16 protein-coding genes, 2 tRNA genes and 1 other RNA gene are annotated in these 16,331 nt (G+C 45.1%); 8 read left to right on the top strand and 11 right to left on the bottom strand.

The features are described from left to right. Positions 1 to 6 precede the first annotated feature (6 nt). The 3 genes from folP to LBL30_00500 form a co-directional block, all read right to left on the bottom strand. Complete coding sequence (gene folP, locus LBL30_00510; protein ID MDR1031594.1) at positions 7 to 1,308, bottom strand: dihydropteroate synthase; 1,302 nt, start codon at positions 1,306 to 1,308, stop codon at positions 7 to 9. After that, on the bottom strand, positions 1,305 to 2,057 hold the full coding sequence (locus LBL30_00505; GenBank protein MDR1031593.1) for a coenzyme F420-0:L-glutamate ligase: 753 nt from the start codon (positions 2,055 to 2,057) through the stop codon (positions 1,305 to 1,307). Before LBL30_00505 ends, folP begins: the two co-directional genes overlap by 4 nt. 29 nt (positions 2,058 to 2,086) lie before the next feature. Further along, positions 2,087 to 2,162: transfer RNA gene (locus LBL30_00500), tRNA-Glu, on the bottom strand. A 178-nt stretch (positions 2,163 to 2,340) separates the two neighbouring features. Between LBL30_00500 and infA the strand changes: the two genes are divergently transcribed. Then, complete coding sequence (gene infA, locus LBL30_00495; protein MDR1031592.1) at positions 2,341 to 2,559, top strand: translation initiation factor IF-1; 219 nt, start codon at positions 2,341 to 2,343, stop codon at positions 2,557 to 2,559. Positions 2,560 to 2,627: 68 nt separating this feature from the next. Here the strand turns inward: infA and LBL30_00490 are convergent, their stop codons facing one another. The 7 genes from LBL30_00490 to LBL30_00460 form a co-directional block, all read right to left on the bottom strand. Continuing rightward, positions 2,628 to 2,738 (bottom strand): hypothetical protein, encoded by a 111-nt coding sequence (locus LBL30_00490; GenBank protein MDR1031591.1) that lies wholly within the window; start codon positions 2,736 to 2,738, stop codon positions 2,628 to 2,630. Between the two features lie 150 nt (positions 2,739 to 2,888). After that, complete coding sequence (locus tag LBL30_00485) at positions 2,889 to 4,334, bottom strand: sodium:solute symporter family protein (GenBank protein MDR1031590.1); 1,446 nt, start codon at positions 4,332 to 4,334, stop codon at positions 2,889 to 2,891. 98 nt (positions 4,335 to 4,432) lie between these two features. Further along, positions 4,433 to 5,851 carry a UDP-N-acetylmuramate--L-alanine ligase gene (murC, locus tag LBL30_00480; protein MDR1031589.1) on the bottom strand — a complete coding sequence of 473 codons (1,419 nt, stop codon included), beginning with the start codon at positions 5,849 to 5,851 and terminating at the stop codon, positions 4,433 to 4,435. Positions 5,852 to 5,861: 10 nt separating this feature from the next. After that, a complete protein-coding gene (gene murG / locus LBL30_00475) occupies positions 5,862 to 6,941 on the bottom strand; it encodes an undecaprenyldiphospho-muramoylpentapeptide beta-N-acetylglucosaminyltransferase (GenBank protein MDR1031588.1) in 1,080 nt (359 codons plus the stop codon). Positions 6,942 to 6,958: 17 nt separating this feature from the next. After that, positions 6,959 to 9,091 carry a UvrD-helicase domain-containing protein gene (locus LBL30_00470; protein ID MDR1031587.1) on the bottom strand — a complete coding sequence of 711 codons (2,133 nt, stop codon included), beginning with the start codon at positions 9,089 to 9,091 and terminating at the stop codon, positions 6,959 to 6,961. Further along, positions 9,092 to 9,928, bottom strand: coding sequence for a diaminopimelate epimerase (gene dapF / locus LBL30_00465; protein MDR1031586.1), 837 nt, complete (start codon positions 9,926 to 9,928; stop codon positions 9,092 to 9,094). Positions 9,929 to 9,935: 7 nt separating this feature from the next. Beyond that, positions 9,936 to 10,658 (bottom strand): class I SAM-dependent methyltransferase, encoded by a 723-nt coding sequence (locus LBL30_00460; protein ID MDR1031585.1) that lies wholly within the window; start codon positions 10,656 to 10,658, stop codon positions 9,936 to 9,938. Between the two features lie 76 nt (positions 10,659 to 10,734). On the opposite strand from LBL30_00460, the gene LBL30_00455 reads away from it, so the two are divergent. The 7 genes from LBL30_00455 to LBL30_00425 all read left to right on the top strand — a co-directional run bounded on the left by LBL30_00455 (position 10,735) and on the right by LBL30_00425 (position 15,133). Next, the gene (locus LBL30_00455) at positions 10,735 to 11,016 is read left to right on the top strand and encodes an integration host factor subunit beta (GenBank protein MDR1031584.1); all 282 of its coding nucleotides are present in this window, start codon (positions 10,735 to 10,737) and stop codon (positions 11,014 to 11,016) included. 26 nt (positions 11,017 to 11,042) lie between these two features. Beyond that, positions 11,043 to 11,888: an acetyl-CoA carboxylase, carboxyltransferase subunit beta gene (gene accD / locus LBL30_00450; GenBank protein MDR1031583.1), complete on the top strand. Its 846-nt coding sequence runs from the start codon at positions 11,043 to 11,045 to the stop codon at positions 11,886 to 11,888. A gap of 45 nt (positions 11,889 to 11,933) precedes the next feature. Continuing rightward, positions 11,934 to 12,029: signal recognition particle sRNA small type (ffs, locus tag LBL30_00445), an RNA gene on the top strand. A gap of 21 nt (positions 12,030 to 12,050) precedes the next feature. After that, positions 12,051 to 13,403 carry a DNA polymerase III subunit gamma/tau gene (gene dnaX, locus LBL30_00440; GenBank protein ID MDR1031582.1) on the top strand — a complete coding sequence of 451 codons (1,353 nt, stop codon included), beginning with the start codon at positions 12,051 to 12,053 and terminating at the stop codon, positions 13,401 to 13,403. A gap of 2 nt (positions 13,404 to 13,405) precedes the next feature. Then, the gene (locus tag LBL30_00435) at positions 13,406 to 13,723 is read left to right on the top strand and encodes a YbaB/EbfC family nucleoid-associated protein (protein ID MDR1031581.1); all 318 of its coding nucleotides are present in this window, start codon (positions 13,406 to 13,408) and stop codon (positions 13,721 to 13,723) included. Next, positions 13,720 to 14,949, top strand: a complete 1,230-nt coding sequence (locus tag LBL30_00430; GenBank protein ID MDR1031580.1) for a cysteine desulfurase — start codon at positions 13,720 to 13,722, stop codon at positions 14,947 to 14,949. Before LBL30_00435 ends, LBL30_00430 begins: the two co-directional genes overlap by 4 nt. 91 nt (positions 14,950 to 15,040) lie before the next feature. Beyond that, a tRNA-Ser gene (locus LBL30_00425) sits at positions 15,041 to 15,133 on the top strand. 23 nt (positions 15,134 to 15,156) lie between these two features. Here the strand turns inward: LBL30_00425 and LBL30_00420 are convergent. Further along, positions 15,157 to 16,329 (bottom strand): MFS transporter, encoded by a 1,173-nt coding sequence (locus LBL30_00420; protein ID MDR1031579.1) that lies wholly within the window; start codon positions 16,327 to 16,329, stop codon positions 15,157 to 15,159. Positions 16,330 to 16,331: the final 2 nt, after the last annotated feature.

Below are 16,331 nucleotides of genomic sequence, written 5' to 3'. Positions count from 1 at the left end.
AAAAACTTATGGTATCGCCAAAGCGCGAGCGGCAAAAAATCTTTGATGATCGGCAACGTTATGCACGCGTAAGTAATCGGCGCCGCTTTCGGCAAGTACTGAACTGACTGCCATTGTTTCAAGATCGCGCTCAGCGGGCGGAAGCCTTGTTACGGCGCTGAAGTACGATTTACGCGAATGCCCCATCATTACCTCGCAGCCTATTTGCTTAAGCGCCTCAACATTTCTTAAAAGCGCCAGATTTTGATAGCAATTTTTCCCAAAACCAAGCCCCGGATCAAATACAATTTGGTCTTTAGTAAACCCATTACTGCATAGTCTTGTATAAGTCTCCTTGGCCCAGGCGTTAACATGCTCAACTGCATCGCCTTTAATCGTGTGTTCTTTTTTAGGCGGAACGTCCAGCGAGTGCATAGAGACGATTTTGCCTCCGCTTTCTGCTATGGCTTTAAGCGTATGGTCATCCCATTTATTGACAACGTCGTTTATCCAATATACTGGGCCCCTGTTTATAATTTTTTGCACAATCTCAGGGGACAGCGTTTCTATACTGATGCAGATCTTATATTTCTCATGCTTCTGAAAATCCTCAATCCCAGCAAGAACTGGCTCTAGCCTTGCCCATTCCTGATGTACGTCTAGCAGCTCAGCGCCAACTCTAAGCGATTGTGGTCCAAGCTCTATGACCGCGGCACCTTGCTTGACTAAGCGAATTGCGTGCTCTATCGCTTCCTCTGTCTTAAAATGCTGACCACCATCGGAAAATGAGTCTGGTGTAATATTGACTACCCCAACCAGCTTGGGAAACAGGACAAAGCTGTTGGTAAATAAAGACGACAGGTCTATAGCCAAGTCGGCGGTTGTTGTGTGATCAGGATACGTCGCTTTAGGGTCAATTAAACCTATCAAATGCAGGAAAAATGGCCGATTTAATAATTCTTTATGCGGTATTGTTAAGTCTGGGATTTCAACAGCCTCATCTCCATATAAAAGTATATCTAAATCGATTGTTCTAGGGCTCCATTTCTCATGCTGGACTGGTTTTCCAAGCTCTACCTCTATTTGCTTTAGCTGATCCATAAGCTGGTGTGGAGTAAGTTGGGTTTCGCCCCTTATGACCATATTCAAAAACGGCTTGTCCCAAGACTTTGGTGAGCCTGGCAGTAATATAGCCGGGGTTTCTAGGATAATAGATCCCTTGATATTTGAAAGACATCTCTCGCCAATTTTGGTGACGGCAATCCTCAGATTATCCAATCGATTGCCAACATTTGCCCCCAGGCTTATATAAACAACTGAACACTTCATAAAGCTGATCCACCACCGCCTTTAATCCAGTTTGCCCGGTTAAGTATAGGGCCATACAGATCTTCTTCAAGATTAATCATAAAACTGTTTACTTCATCTTGAGACGGTGGGGCTTGGGTGAAGGTTATATTAGGGGCGTTAGTGATAATTGCCGTAGGGGTCTGCTCATCTGCTTCGCCCATTGTGAATACCGCTGCAGCAGCAAGAGCATCGATGTTGTTAACATAAGTATATTGCAGTCTGTTTTTAAATATATCACATCGGCCTATGCAGTTTCTGGTTGCCCCAAGTCCGCACCAGCTTAAGGCTATGCCGGTTACGCCCCTGCGCATTGGGGTGGTGTGACTGTCTGTTATAATTACGCCAAGGTTTTTTATTCCAAAAAGCTCTTTAACATATCGCCAGATTCGCTCGGCTGAGGCGAATGGGCTAAGCGGATACAGAACATAACGATCGTCACCGTTGGATTCATCTATACCAGCCGCAGGTATAAGCATCCCGTGTTTTATTGTGATAAACATGGGGTTGTCTTGGCTGGTTTCTAGGTAAAAATCGCTTTCCTGCTTTACCAAATCGGCCTTAATCTTTACGTCTTTTTTTGCGATAACGCGCGATTCAAAAAGGCTGACAATTTTGGATGTTATGGCCAGAATGGAATTGTCACCAATCTTTGGCAGATTATCTTTCAGGATAACGCAAAAATCTGCACCTGGATTTACGACAGGGAATTTAACTGATTTTATATGCACCCAGGACAGCCTTCGCCATACAAAGAAAATGGCGTCCCCTAGGGGAGTCGAACCCCCGTTGCCGCCGTGAGAGGGCGATGTCCTGGACCACTAGACGAAGGGGACAGCGAGGCTGAGTCTATACAAATCTGACTGCAACATCAAGGGCGTCCATCACAATGGGCAGATGTGACTTATAAGTAACACCTGAACCTTTGTGAATCATGCAAGGCTAGAGATGGTTAAATGTTATGCGTTTTTGTTGTATAAACTTGTATAGCAAAGCAACAGTTTGCGAAGGTAAATGGCAAAAGACGATTTAATTGAGTTTGCGGGCGAAGTGACAGAGGTGCTGCCTAACACTATGTTTCGGGTGAAGCTGGAAAACGGTCATACGATATTAGCGCATGCTTCTGGACGCATGAGAAAAAACCGAATACGAGTACTGGCAGGCGACAAAGTTCAAGTAGAGATGACCCCATACGACCTTACAAAAGGCAGAATAATATTCCGAGAAAAGTGACAAGCGAAGCTATCTTGGGTTCTGATGGCGACACTAGAGGATATGGCGGCAAGTATTGAATTAAGGAATTAGTTTTGATTTTTTTTCGCGAAATCAATGGGTAGCAAAAATATGTGCCGATCGCAAGATGCCTTGGCCTGCTTCAGAGCCTCTATATGCCCTGCATGCAATAAATCCATCATACCAAAACTGTAGGATATTCTCACAGTAAGCAGCACGCTCTGATTCAACACTTAAGGCTGGATATAGCACATTTACGAACTAACAGCACGCCTGTAAAAGCGGTTATAGATACTTAGAGCTATTCAGGCCATTAACTGCCCTAAGCGTTAAGGCCTTACAATACCTTGAGCTTCAGCTATGGCGTCTTTGCGCTCGTTCACTTTACGTACAAAGTCGAAGGTAAAGAAATACTTCTGTACGTGGTGCGTAATGAAAAACGCCAGGCCATTGGCCACCATCGATATGGGAATCGAGATCCAGAAAGACATATCGCTGACGAACAGTTTTAGGTAAGCAGTAACCAAAAGCCCAACAATTCCGCCAACGGTGAAGGATAAAGGAGTTGTCACAAACCCGAACAGTCCTGCATAAAGCGGTATTAAAACGACAGGCCCCCAAAAGCCACAAAAGTTAATAATAAGCTCGATCGCTCTAAGGTCCAACATAGCGACAAGTAAAGCCAATCCGCCTATAGCGAAAGAAGAAAGTTTCAGCATTTGCAGCTTGTGCCTTTGATAAAATTTGCTGTTTATCATCACGCCGAATGTATCATACATAAGCGATGACGCAGCAACGTTCACATAGGAATCGGCCGTGGACATAAGCACGGCAAAAATTCCTGCAATTGCTAGCCCCTTGACTCCACACGGCAGCCCGTAGTCAATCATAAGGGGATAGGCTAAATTAGGGTCTATTCCAGGATAGCATACATATACTACCGCCCCTGTGATTGCTGCGAAAAAATACAGAATCAGCATAACAAATGTCAGAATTTTAAAAGGCTTTCTGATACCAAAGCCTGGGCCATTCATAAGCATTCTTTGGCTCATAGCTGGATCTAAAAAGGGTATTCCCAGCACCACAAATATAGCCAGATCTTTAACTATATCCTTATTTGGTATTGTAAAGTAATCTGCGGGAAGCTTGTTCAGCAGTCCACTGTACCCACCTACAGCACTCAGGGTAATGGAATAAACCAATGGAATTGCCACTATCAAAACCAGGAACTGCACAACATCTGTAAAGGCAACAGACTTAATCCCGCCCATGGCTGTATATAATACGACCGCCCCGCCGCCAACCATAATTCCAAGCATTTTAGAATCAAAAAAGTACTCAGAGACATATCCCATACATTTTACTTGGGTGCTTACGAAACCAATAGATAACACTAAGCCCAGCACGCCGGTTGCTATTTTCCCAGGTATTCCAAACATGGCGTGCATAACGTCCCCGACGGTGTAGGCACGCGAAAATTTAGCAACCCTTGGCGCAACTATATACATTATAAAAAAACAAGACGAACCAGATAACACACTCGGAACTATATAGCTGAAGCCAGAAATATAGACCTCAGTCGCTGTGCCAAGTAACCACTCGCCAGTCAACCAAGTTGCACATATTGTCATCAGCAAAACGGATACTGAAAAGTTTTTATTCCCTACTAAATAATCTTTAACGGTTGAAGTTTTTCTTCCGTAAAGCGCGCCAACTATCATCGTGACAACTAAGTAAGCAGCAATTATGGAGGAATCCAGCCAATGTATATTCATAAGCGCCATCATCAGTTAATAATCTTCAAGTAAAGCTTAACAAAATACTATTGAATGTGTAAACCACCTAAATATTTTTTTTAATATATTCAAATCGACTAACGAATATGCTTGGCAAACGCTTCGCAGGCACAGCTGGCCCAGCGGGTGATCGAACCGGCCCCAAGAAAGATCAATATATCGTTATTTTTCAATTTTCTGGCTATTTTACCGGCTAAGTCATCAATATCAGCAACTAATTCGCCTGTACCAGCTGATTTTATAAGATTTCCGCTATCTATGCCGCTAATCTCGGCCTCTCCGGCTGAATATACCGGCGCAACGAAAGTTTTATCTGCCAAGAGTAGTACTTGCTTAAAGCCGTCCCACAGGCTGCTAAGTCTGGTATAGCGATGGGGCTGAATTACCGCGTACACACTACCACGACAAATTTCCTTAGCAGCAGTCAGTACCGCCTTAATCTCATTTGGATGATGGCCATAATCATCGATAATTTTTGCACCGTTAAAGGTTCCTGCTAGGGTAAAACGTCGTTTAACACCAGAAAATGTAGACAAGGCCTCAACAGCGGTTGCAATTGGTATGCCAAGCTCAAGAGCAACCGCCAGCGCAACCAGCGAATTTTGAACATTATGTCGCCCAACCAATGGTATATGTACCTTTTGCCCTTCAAAAGTCTGCGCTTCGGGAAAGGTTTTTCGGGCGAAATCGGATAAAGTGACCTCAAAATCAGATCCTTCTTCCGAGATTGATACATTAACTGCGCGGATGTCGGCCTGAGGCGACAGGCCATAAGTTATCACTCTTTTGTCATGTATGCTTTTGGCGATTTCTGAAGCTTCCGGGTCATCTGCGCATATTATCGCTATGCCATAAAAAGGAACATTGGATGCAAAGTTAATAAACGCTTGACGAATATTTTCCATACAGCAAAAGTGATCGATATGCTCTTTGTCTAAGTTAGTAATGGCCACAATCGTGACAGGTAATTTTGAGAATGTACCGTCCGATTCATCCGCCTCGGCCACAACCCAGCGCCCCTGACCAATCTTTGCATTTGTCCCATAGGAATTAATTATCCCGCCATTAATTATGGTTGGATCAAACATAGCTTTCTCAAGCACTGCGCCAACCATTGACGTAGTGGTTGTTTTGCCGTGGGCCCCGGCTATGGCGATCGAATGTTTGAATTTCATAAGCTCAGCCAGCATTTCGGCTCGCTTGATAATTGGTATTTTCAAGCGTCGAGCCTCTTTTATTTCAACGTTTTCTGATTGTACCGCCGAAGATACTACAATAACCCCGCATTGATGCACGTTGCTGGCGCAATGCGCATATTCAATAGACACCCCCAGCTTAGACAGCCGCTCTGTGTTATTATTTTTGGCTATATCGCTGCCCTTGACCTTATATCCAAGGTTATGCAGGGCTTCTGCTATGCCGCTCATCCCAATGCCGCCGATTCCGACAAAGTGAATCGGCTTTAAGGTCATGGCAAAGTCCTTCATCTGATTCATTGTGTATTGATCAAAGAAAATCTTGACAGATTTTATCGCTTATTAAGCAAGTCGCGTCAAGCTTGCGATTTTTCTTCATGTTATCTGATGCTTTAGATAATTCCTGTGGATGCTCCATAAGGTATTCCACCAGCTTAGTAAGCTCGCCCTTGCGAAACTGTTCTTCGGTTAAAAGCCAGCCACAACCATTTTGGACATAGGCTTTAGCGTTTGCTACCTGATGATTATCTTTGGCTTGAGCGAAAGGGATAATTATTGCTGGTCTGCCTAAAGTCGCAACCTCAGCGATTGTCGACGCACCCGCCCTGCATATCACAAGGTCAGTATTCGACAGCACATAAGCAGAGTCCATAATAAACGGCCTAACCTCAGCCTCAATCCCCGCTTTTTTAACCCTCTCTTCCAAGTCTTGCACATCTTCGGCTCTGGCCTGCTGAATCAGATTGATTTTTTCCTTTAAGGCTTGTGGTAAGGCGTCAAGGGATTGGGGCATTTCTTCGGCAAATATCTTGGCGCCCTGGCTTCCACCTATGACACATATTTCGAACTTATCTTTTGGCTCTTGCTTTGGGCTTTGATTATCGACCAAATCTAAAAAAGCTTTTCTTATAGGAAGCCCCAATACCGATGCATTCTTCGTGGCATATTTAGTATTGGGATAAGACAAAAAAACCTGATGAGCCAACCTGCTAAGCAATCGATTGCTAACCCCCATTACGGCATTTTGTTCATGTATTATAAAAGGAACTTTTTTTAGATAACTGTAAATAAGCGGAACCAAGCTAAATAAACCGCCAAATCCCACAAACAAGGCGATGTTTTCTAAAGCCAACATTTGTTTGACGATCTTGATGTTTTTCAAAAGCTTGGAAAAGTTTTTGGCAATCTGATCAAGCTGTTTAGGAACCCTGATGGTCTTCATAACAATCAAGTCGTCATTGGAAATATCCGCACAAAACCGCTCTGCACGCTGATCTGTGATAAACAGAACTTTCTGCTTTCTGGCTTTTAGTTCTTGAAATACAGATACGGCCGGAAAAACATGCCCGCCGGTTCCTCCTGCAACAATAGCAATAACTTTATCACTCATAGCCTTTGCTCCATGATTTAATTAATGCGCAAAAATTCGGGAATAATCTTCTTTCGGCCGAAATCGTCAAAGTCCACTTCTACAGAGGATGTAGTCGTGTCAATAACGACCCCATTGCCATACTGATTATGCGAAACATGAGCGCCTATGCTAGGTAAACGAACTTTAAACACCTGAGACTCTTCACCGCTCTGCCTGCCGACAGCATTTTTTGAGAAAAAACACGACACATTACCTTGTTTTCTATAACTTTGGCTAGCGACCACGTTCTCTTTAGGTATCTCGCTTATAAACCTGGATGGAACAGTGGATTGCCATTGATTATAGACAAGTCTTTGCGAAGAGAAAGTTATAAATGCACGCCTCTTTGCCCGCGTAATGCCCACATAGGCCAGCCGGCGCTCTTCCTCTAAATTACCCTCTTGAACCGATATAGGATTGGGGAACAAGCCTTCCTCCCAACCACATAGGTAAACGGTATCAAACTCTTGCCCTTTGGCACTGTGCAAAGTCATCAGGGTGACCATATCTTCGCTTTCGGTTTGTTGGCTGTTTTCTGAAACTAAGCCTACGTGCTCAAGGAATTCTTGTAATGTCTGAAAATGCTCAAGTGACTGGATCAGCTCCTTCACGTTCTCAAGCCTAGATTTTGAATCTGGCAACTTAGACTGTTGCAAAGCGGCCTTGTATCCAGATTCTGATACTATTTTCTCGGCCAATTTAAAAGGCGGCAGGCCGCTCATATCCACTCGCCAACGATTTATATCGCTGACAAACTCATCTAAAGCCTTACGCGTAGATGGCCTTACGTCTTGGCTTGAGGATAATTGGCTGATTGCCTGAAAACAAGAAATACCTGACTCAAGCGCCAAAGAATGCAGCTGATTGACGGTTGATTGTCCTATCCCGCGCCTTGGGACGTTAATGATTCGTTCCAGAGCCATACTGTCGTCTGGGTGACATACAAGGCGAAGATATGCAATTACGTCACGGATTTCTTGACGCTCATAAAACCTGGGGCCACCGATAACGCGATACGGGATTCCCCAAGCGGTGAACTTCTCTTCCAATTCGCGCGCTTGAAACCCAGCACGAATCAGAACGGCAATATCGCTCAGCGATATATTAAGCTGCTTGTTAATTTGCAATATATTCTGCGCGACCCACAATGATTCGTCTCTGCTGCTGTACAGGCCATGTATGTTAAGTTTCTCCTCCTGATTTTCATCAGCGCACCAAAGCTTTTTGCCAAGTCTTTGGCGGTTATGAGCAATCAAACCACTAGCAGCCTCCAGTATATGTTTGGTAGACCTGTAATTTTGCTCAAGCCTTATTACCACGGCATCTGGAAAATCTTGCGAGAAGCGCAAAATATTGCCGACCTCAGCACCTCGCCAACTGTATATTGACTGATCATCATCCCCCACGCAACAAAGCCCCCTGCCATTTGGGCTTAGCGTTCTAAGCCACAGGTACTGGGCCACATTGGTGTCTTGATACTCATCCACAAATATATACTTAAACCTGTCTCTGTAAGCCTGAAGCACGTCTTGGTTATTTCTAAAAAGCCTAAGCGTATAGAGTATTAGGTCGCCAAAGTCCACCGCGTCATAGGAACGAAGACGCTCTTGGTAAATTTCATATACTTTAAGGGCTTGGCGCTCAACCTCTCGCTTTGAAGGCATCACGCCGCTGCTTTCAAGCCCTGCATCTTTCCACCTGCTTATGATGGCCAAGATTTCGGCCGGCGCATCTTTTTTATCGGACATGTTTTCGTCTTGTAGGATCTGCTTGACGAGCTTGAGCTGATCGTCCTGATTAAGGATTACAAAGTCGCTTTTTATACCCAGCAAATCACTGTGTCGACGCAGTATTTTCGCGCAGTTGGCGTGAAATGTACCTATCCATCCAAGCTGAAAAGGAATGCGGTGCTTCATCTCGCCGGCTGCGCGATTGCTGAAGGTTACGGCGAGAATTTCTTGTGGACCGGCATACTGTTCGGTAATTACGTAAGAAATTTTACTGGTTAGAACGCGCGTCTTACCGGTGCCAGCACCTGCCAGGATAAGCAAAGGCTTGTCCATTTGGATGACCGCCTCGCGCTGTTGCGGATTAAGTTGATCAATTATTTCTTGGCTGGCTGATTGCATCTATATTTGCATCTGTCCGGAAAATACTATTTCTGCATCCGCTGTTTGGCTTATGCTCCCGGAATTTTCATCTATATCCACTTCTATGATTCCACCAGGCTGTGTAACAGTGACTCGACCTTGAGTCATTTCCTTTTTACGAGCAACCGCGGCTACCGCGCAAGCAGCGCTGCCACAGGCTTTTGTAATACCGGCTCCCCTTTCCCATACCCTCATATGAATCCTACTACTCGAATTCAATTTTGCGAAGCTTACGTTTACTCGCCTTGGAAAATAAGGGTGACGCTCTATCTTAGGGCCAATTTTTGATAAATCCATACCATCTGGATCATCTAAAAAAAAGACAATATGCGGATTGCCTATATTTACCGCCGTCCCGCACAAATCATATTCCTTTATAATAACGTTCATTGGATCTAATCCGTTTTGTAGTGGTATTTTTACTCCATCAAAAGATGATGCGCCCATATCTACCGTTATCTTATCGTCTTGTCGAACACAGACGTTACAGATTTTTATAACATTCTTGTCAACGTTGGTTGTTATAACAAACTCCCTCCTTCCAGTACTCTGATGCAACGAAGCAGCCAGACACCTAAGGCCATTACCGCAAGTTTCGGCCTCAGTCCCATCTTGGTTAAAAAACCAGACGTCGGCTGATTCTGGATTAAGGTCATTACTTGAAAACAAGATAACTTGATCGCAGCCAATCCCTTCGTGACGGTTGGCAATTTTTGTTAGAATGTCGGTCGTTAGTTTAAAGTCTTTTAGGTCCGCCTTATCGATTATAACAAAGTCGTTTCCTAACCCATGAGCTTTATGGAATTTTAACAACATACAAGGCCTAATTAAAAGTTCCAACCGGTCCAAGCCTGCCATTCAAAGGCGTTTGAGCCAGCCCAATTGGCGAAGCCACGACTTTCTGCGCTTCCAGCACAAGAACGTTTTTATAACACTTGCCCCATAATCTGAACAAAGCAGCCTCATTTGGCTTATTTGAAAAATCAGCTATTTTGGTTGAGGTGATACGTTCAAATCCTGCGTTGGCAAGCTTCCTGTTAAGCAAAAATTCTGGCCATAATTTGCTCCAGGTAAACAAATCACCAGCTACAAACGGTAATAAGCCAAATTTACGTGCGGTTACAATAAAAATACGACCGCCTGCCTTAAGTACTCGCCATATTTCGCGTAAGGTGCTGTCGATATAATGCGGCGTAAATTCTAAACTATGCAGCACTAAAACTGTATCCACCGACTCATTTTCAAATGGCAGCAGATACTCATCTGCGACTAAAGCCCTTGCGCTTTCTTCATCCTCAGGCCATGGCGAAGCTCTTAAAGCTCGGTTAACCAGCCAGAAAGTATTCTTAAACGCCTCTTTGTGGCCGTCAGCATAAGGCGGCAAATACCCAAGCCCAAGGCAAACCGGGGGCATAAGGCGCTCCAGTCGCTCTGCCAAAAAGCCTGAGGTTTCCTGGGTCATCGACTGACCGTACTCGGTTCTAAAAAAAGCTTCTAGCGCGTCGTTAATCGTTTTCTCACCCTGCAAGCGTAAAACTTGACACAATTAATACTTGCTCTTATTCTAGCAGAACTCCGTAAAGCACGGAAATCGTATGTTGAATCTGTGAGGAACTGCCATGATGATGTCGGAGCTAATTAAAAAATTCAACGAAACCCACAAATATATGGGTCGCCTTGATGCTCACAAAGTTGTGCATATGGTGTTTGACAACATAAAGTCCGCCTTGCTAAGCGGCCATAAGGCAGAATTGCGGGGTTTTGGGACCTTTTCAATCCGTAAACGTAAAGCCCGCATTGGCCGAAATCCTCGTACAGGCGCATCGGTTAATATCCCCGCCAAGAATATGCCGTTCTTTAAGGCCGGCAAGCTGTTGGCGCAATATGTTAACTCTAAAAAATAACAAGCGCTTCTGTAAGGAGTCGCAAGTTGAACTGGCTAACTAATTTCGTCAGGCCTAAGATCAGAACCCTGGTAGGACGCTCTGAAGTCCCAGATAATATGTGGGACAAGTGCAAGTCCTGTGAGCAGCTGCTGTTCCACAAAGAGCTTGTGAAGAACCTTTATATCTGCCCGCACTGTGGCTGCCACATGTCGATCGAAGTAAAGGATTGGGCGAGCTTGCTTATGGACGAGGGGTACAAAGTTTTACCCTCAGTTCCAGTCAAAGAAGACCCCATCAAGTTTCGAGACAGCAAGAAATATGTCGACAGGCTTAAGGAGGCTAGGGCGAAAACGTCTATGTCTGATGCGCTGTTGTCAGTTACGGGAACTATAGCCGGCGCTCCAGCGTGCGTATGTATATTCAACTTCCAATTTATTGGGGGATCGATGGGCGGCGGCGTGGGGTCGGATTTTGTTAATGCCGCTACCGTCGCGGTAAATGAAAAGCGGGCTTTTGTTGTGGTAACTTCTTCAGGCGGCGCCAGAATGCAAGAGGGGATCATTTCTCTTATACAAATGCCGCGCACTGTCGCCGCAATAAATATGGTAAAAAAGCACAGACTTCCTTATATCGTTATTATGACCGATCCTACAACTGGTGGTGTGTCTGCTTCTTTGGCTATGCTGGGCGATGTCCATATCGCCGAGCCAGGCGCAACCATATGCTTCACTGGCCCAAGGGTCATAGAAGAAACTATCAAGCAAAAACTTCCAAACGGCTTTCAGACAGCAGAATACCTGCGCGATCACGGTATGGTCGACATGGTCGTTGAGCGCAAGCAACTTAAAAGCGCGCTGTCAAGAATACTTAGTGTTATTCCCTATAGTTAGGGTTTTGCTGGTTGCTAATTCTAGCAACGTGAGTGTATCCTTGATCGTGGAGCGTTATTGGACGAGAGAATTGTAAACCCGGTCAGGTCTGGAAGGAAGCAGCCGTAGCAGTTATACTTGGGTCGGTAACGTTCCTTGCCTTATTTAAATGATTAATACATGATGATGTCGGCATATATTCCGTTATTCCTTAAGTACAGGCCGCAGAAGTTCAGCGACTTAGTCGGACAGGACGTCTTGGTGCGGATTTTGACCAACGCCATAATGAAAAATCGCTTGAGCGGAGCGATTTTGTTCACTGGTATACGCGGCACTGGCAAAACCTCAACTGCCAGAATACTGGCAAAGGCGCTTAATTGCCAAAATCGCCCAGAAAACAGTGCCGAGCCGTGTTGCACGTGCAAGATATGCCAGGACATCTTGGCAGAGCGTCACATGGACGTGATAGAGATAGATGCCGCTAGCCACACAAGTGTCGACGACGTTCGCGAGCTGATTGAATCGTGCAAATACAAGCCAGTTGAATGTAGTTACAAAGTGTACATCATCGACGAAGTCCACATGCTGTCCAAAAGCGCGTTTAACGCTTTGCTTAAAACGCTTGAGGAACCGCCGGCTCATGTTAAATTTCTGTTCGCTACAACCGAGCTCTATAGAGTGCCAGAGACGGTTTTATCCAGGTGCCTAAAGTTCGAATGCAGGCCAGTACCCATTAATCTGCTAGCTCAACACCTTGCCAATATATTGAACTTAGAGGGTATTGCTGCGGATATTGAGGCTTTGAACGTAATCGCGCGAGCTTCAGGAAATTCGGTACGCGATTCTATATCTATACTAGAGCAAGCCATTAATCTCTGTAACAAAATTTCGATTGATGCGGTCAAGAGGCTGTTGGGACATGGCGATTATTTGGTTGTTTATGAGGTTATCAAATCTTGCTTGCTGGGCGATGCAAAGGCCAGCATAGGCAAGTTCAGGGAATACTCTAAAGGCGGGGGCCTTCCGTCTGAGCTTATTAACCGCATGCTTGAAATTGTGCACTGGTTGATGTGCAAAAAAACTTCAGTCGCGCCATTGGATGAGGATTTTGCACAAAACGAGTTAAAGATTGACCTTGAAAATCACGTTCTGCCCAAAATGTCAATTGCGGGTCTGTCTCGGACTTGGCAGGCATGCCTTCATGCGCTTGAGGAAATCAGGCTTGCTGCCCAGCCAGAGTACGCGGCCGAGATGATTTTGGTGCGGCTTTGCTACCTTGCGCAGCTGCCAGAGCTTGCAGATATTGTGAATTCGCTTGACGAACAGCCTGGGCCTAGCCAGACAGAGTTAATTAGAAAAGACCCGTCCATAGATTCGCCCGCAAATGCGGCGCAGGCCCCCTCTTTACCTTCAGGTCCTAAGCGAGATAGAATCCTGGCGGCAGAGGAAGTTTCTGCTGTAGAAAAAACGGATATAGTGCAAGCGGTTAAAGAGATTTTTCCCAACGCTGAGCTGCAAATAACCAGAAAGGAGTAGTAATGACGGATTTGAAAAATATGTTTAAGCAGGCTCAGCAGATGCAATCCAAGTTTATGGAAATGCAAAGCCATATACAGGATATTCAAGTAGAAGGCTCGTCCGGCGGCGGTATGGTTAAGCTGATCATAAACGGCAAAAGCGAGCTGAAGAAAATAGATATAGACCCCGGCGTGATCACGCCAGAAGACGCGGAGGTCCTGAGCGACCTTATTATTGCGGCCTTTAACGACGCCAAAGTTAAGCTTGAAGCGCAACTGGCGGAAAAAATGTCGTCTTTCACCGGTATGATGCCGGCGGGCTTTAAACTGCCGTTTTGATTAGCTTTGCCCGATTCGTCTACTTAGCGTTCTGTCTGCTGGGATATGGGTGCTTTGGAGCATATCTAGATTATCAAGCCAGCACACCATGTGATCCCCGTGTGCTTAAGGCAATGGAGCCTTACCTTTACGCCAATCCGGCCAACCCACACGGCGCAGGAGCTCAGCATAAGCTGGCGCTGGCTGCGGTTGACCTGGCGCGTCGCCAAATTGCCGACCTAATACATGCCAGGCCAGATGAAATCGTCTTTACCTCTGGCGCGACTGAGTCTAATAACCTCGCCATTCAGGGAATAGTGAAAGCCTATGCTCATAAGGGGCGACATATAATCACTTGTGTTACCGAACACAAGAGTGTGCTTGAGGTCATGCGGTACCTTGAGCAGCGAGGCTTTACTGTCACTTGCTTACCAGTTCAGGCTAATGGCATTTTGGATATAAGAAGGCTAGAGAAGGCAATTCGCCCAGACACGATTTTGGTCTCGATCATGGCCGTTAATAATGAGATTGGGGTGATTCAGTCAACAGAAAAAATTGGCCAGATCTGTCGCCGTAGGCGCGTGCTGTTCCACTGTGACGGTGCCCAAGCCGTGGGTAAAATTCCCGTAGACGTGCGGTACATAGACGCTTTAAGTATATCTGGGCACAAAATGTATGCCCCAAAGGGCATTGGCGCCCTTTATGTGCGTAAAGGCGTTAAGATTGCGCCGATAATGTTTGGTGGTGGACAGCAAGATGGGATTAAGCCAGGAACCCTGCCAGTTCCATTGTGCGTAGCTCTTGGCTCTGCATGTGATATATGTAAAAAATCACTTAAGCAGGAAAACAGTCATATAGCACGTCTGCAACAGTATTTGCTGCGGAGGCTTAAAAAACTGTTCGCGAAAGTCGTTGTAAACGGCGATCTTAAAAAGCGTATCCCTGGTAACCTAAGCATACAGCTTGATAAAATAGATACCGAGGAAATAGTCCGGCTAATGCCGAATTTCGCAATATCAGTGGCCTCATCATGCTATGGCCAAGGGCAAACGTCCCATGTCCTGCAGGCTTTGCCTAATGTTGCCTCTAGAAATACTCTAAGGATTGGATTGGGCCGATTTACCACAGAAAAAGATATAGACCTTTTTACAGAAGCTCTAGCGCAAGCTGTGCAGCGGATGAAACATGCAAAAACTCCTGCGCAAAAGAACTATGAGCTTTTATCCAAAGCTGCGTCGTCAATTTAGCCTAACGTTTACTTCGCTTGCTATTGAGCCTTAATACTACTGGCGTGACTTGCGCTGTATGGGCATCGTATGTATATTCCCTTTATTCTCAGGAGGGATGGCCGAGAGGCTGAAGGCGACGGTTTGCTAAACCGTTATACGGTGTTAAGCCGTATCGAGGGTTCGAATCCCTCTTCCTCCGCCAGATATTGCTGTTAAACAATGATCTTATGACTCTGCGCCCAAAACCGGATCAAGCCTTAATAATCTCCGGCTCATGAAAATCGCAAAGACCAGCGTCATTGCTACGACACTTCCGATTATTCGAAAATTGCCAGAGTAAAAAAAGCTAGTGAGCTGGATCAAAAAGCTTATGCTCGCCATTTTGAAAGACATGATCAATGCATTCAATTTCCCTTTGTCCTCAGGGACAACCTTATATGCATATGGGCAAAGAATATTAATGGGGCAAACAATGCCAGCCGACATAAGAACCATGGCGAACGTAATCAATCCAGGATTTCTACTGTTGGTGGCAACGAGAATTGCAATGAAAACAAGCGACACCACGCACACAGCAACCGACCAGCAAAAGCATTTCTTTCGCCCGAGGTAGGTGATCAGCCTTTCGCTTAGCAAACTAACAATGGCTAAAGCTGCCGCCAGCGCGCCTTGATAAAATCCAAAATGCCTGAGTGGGACGCCGAAATCTTTGCAGTAGAGAATTGGCGCCATTCCAATAAAAACCCAGTAGCCAATGATAAAAAAGCATATTACAAAAAGATAATGTACCGCCTTTTTATTCTTTAAAACCTCGAAATATTCTAGTATCAAAACGGAAGCTCTGTCGTTTTTCTTTCCTTGAGGTAAGAAGAAATACCCTAAAACGAAACAGATAATTCCACAAAGTAAGCAAAAGCTGAAGTTCCCGCGCCAACCGAAATACAAAGCAATATGGCTGCCGATCACTGGGGCAATTGCCATGGATGCTGTCGCAAAAAAGTTTAACAGCCCCAACATTTTTTGGTGAGTTTTTACGTCGTACGTATCTGGTATGATGACGTAGGCCAAGCACGCCGGACATGATATGCCAAAGCCTTGAATAAAGCGCCCAATTAATAGCATAGGGTAATTTAGCGCCAATGCACAAAGCGCGCTGCCAAAAATAAAAAGCATCAGGCCATATAGGATTATAGGCTTTCGGCCGTATCTGTCGCCAAGCGTTCCTGCAATTAAGGCCCCAACGCAATTGGTAAAAAGGTTAATGCTTAAGAGCCCTTCAATAGCAATTGTCGAGGTTTTAAACAGACTTTGGATTTCTGGAAAGCTTGGAACGCAAAGGTCAATTTCTATGCCGCTCAATATTTCCATAAGGACTATAACGGCGAATAACGTGTTCAAGA

This window comes from Holosporales bacterium, from assembly GCA_031263535.1.
Lineage (GTDB): Bacteria > Pseudomonadota > Alphaproteobacteria > UBA3830 > JAIRWN01 > JAIRWN01.
Note: the sequence above shows the minus strand (reverse complement) of the source record. Positions and strands in the feature narration are given on the sequence as shown.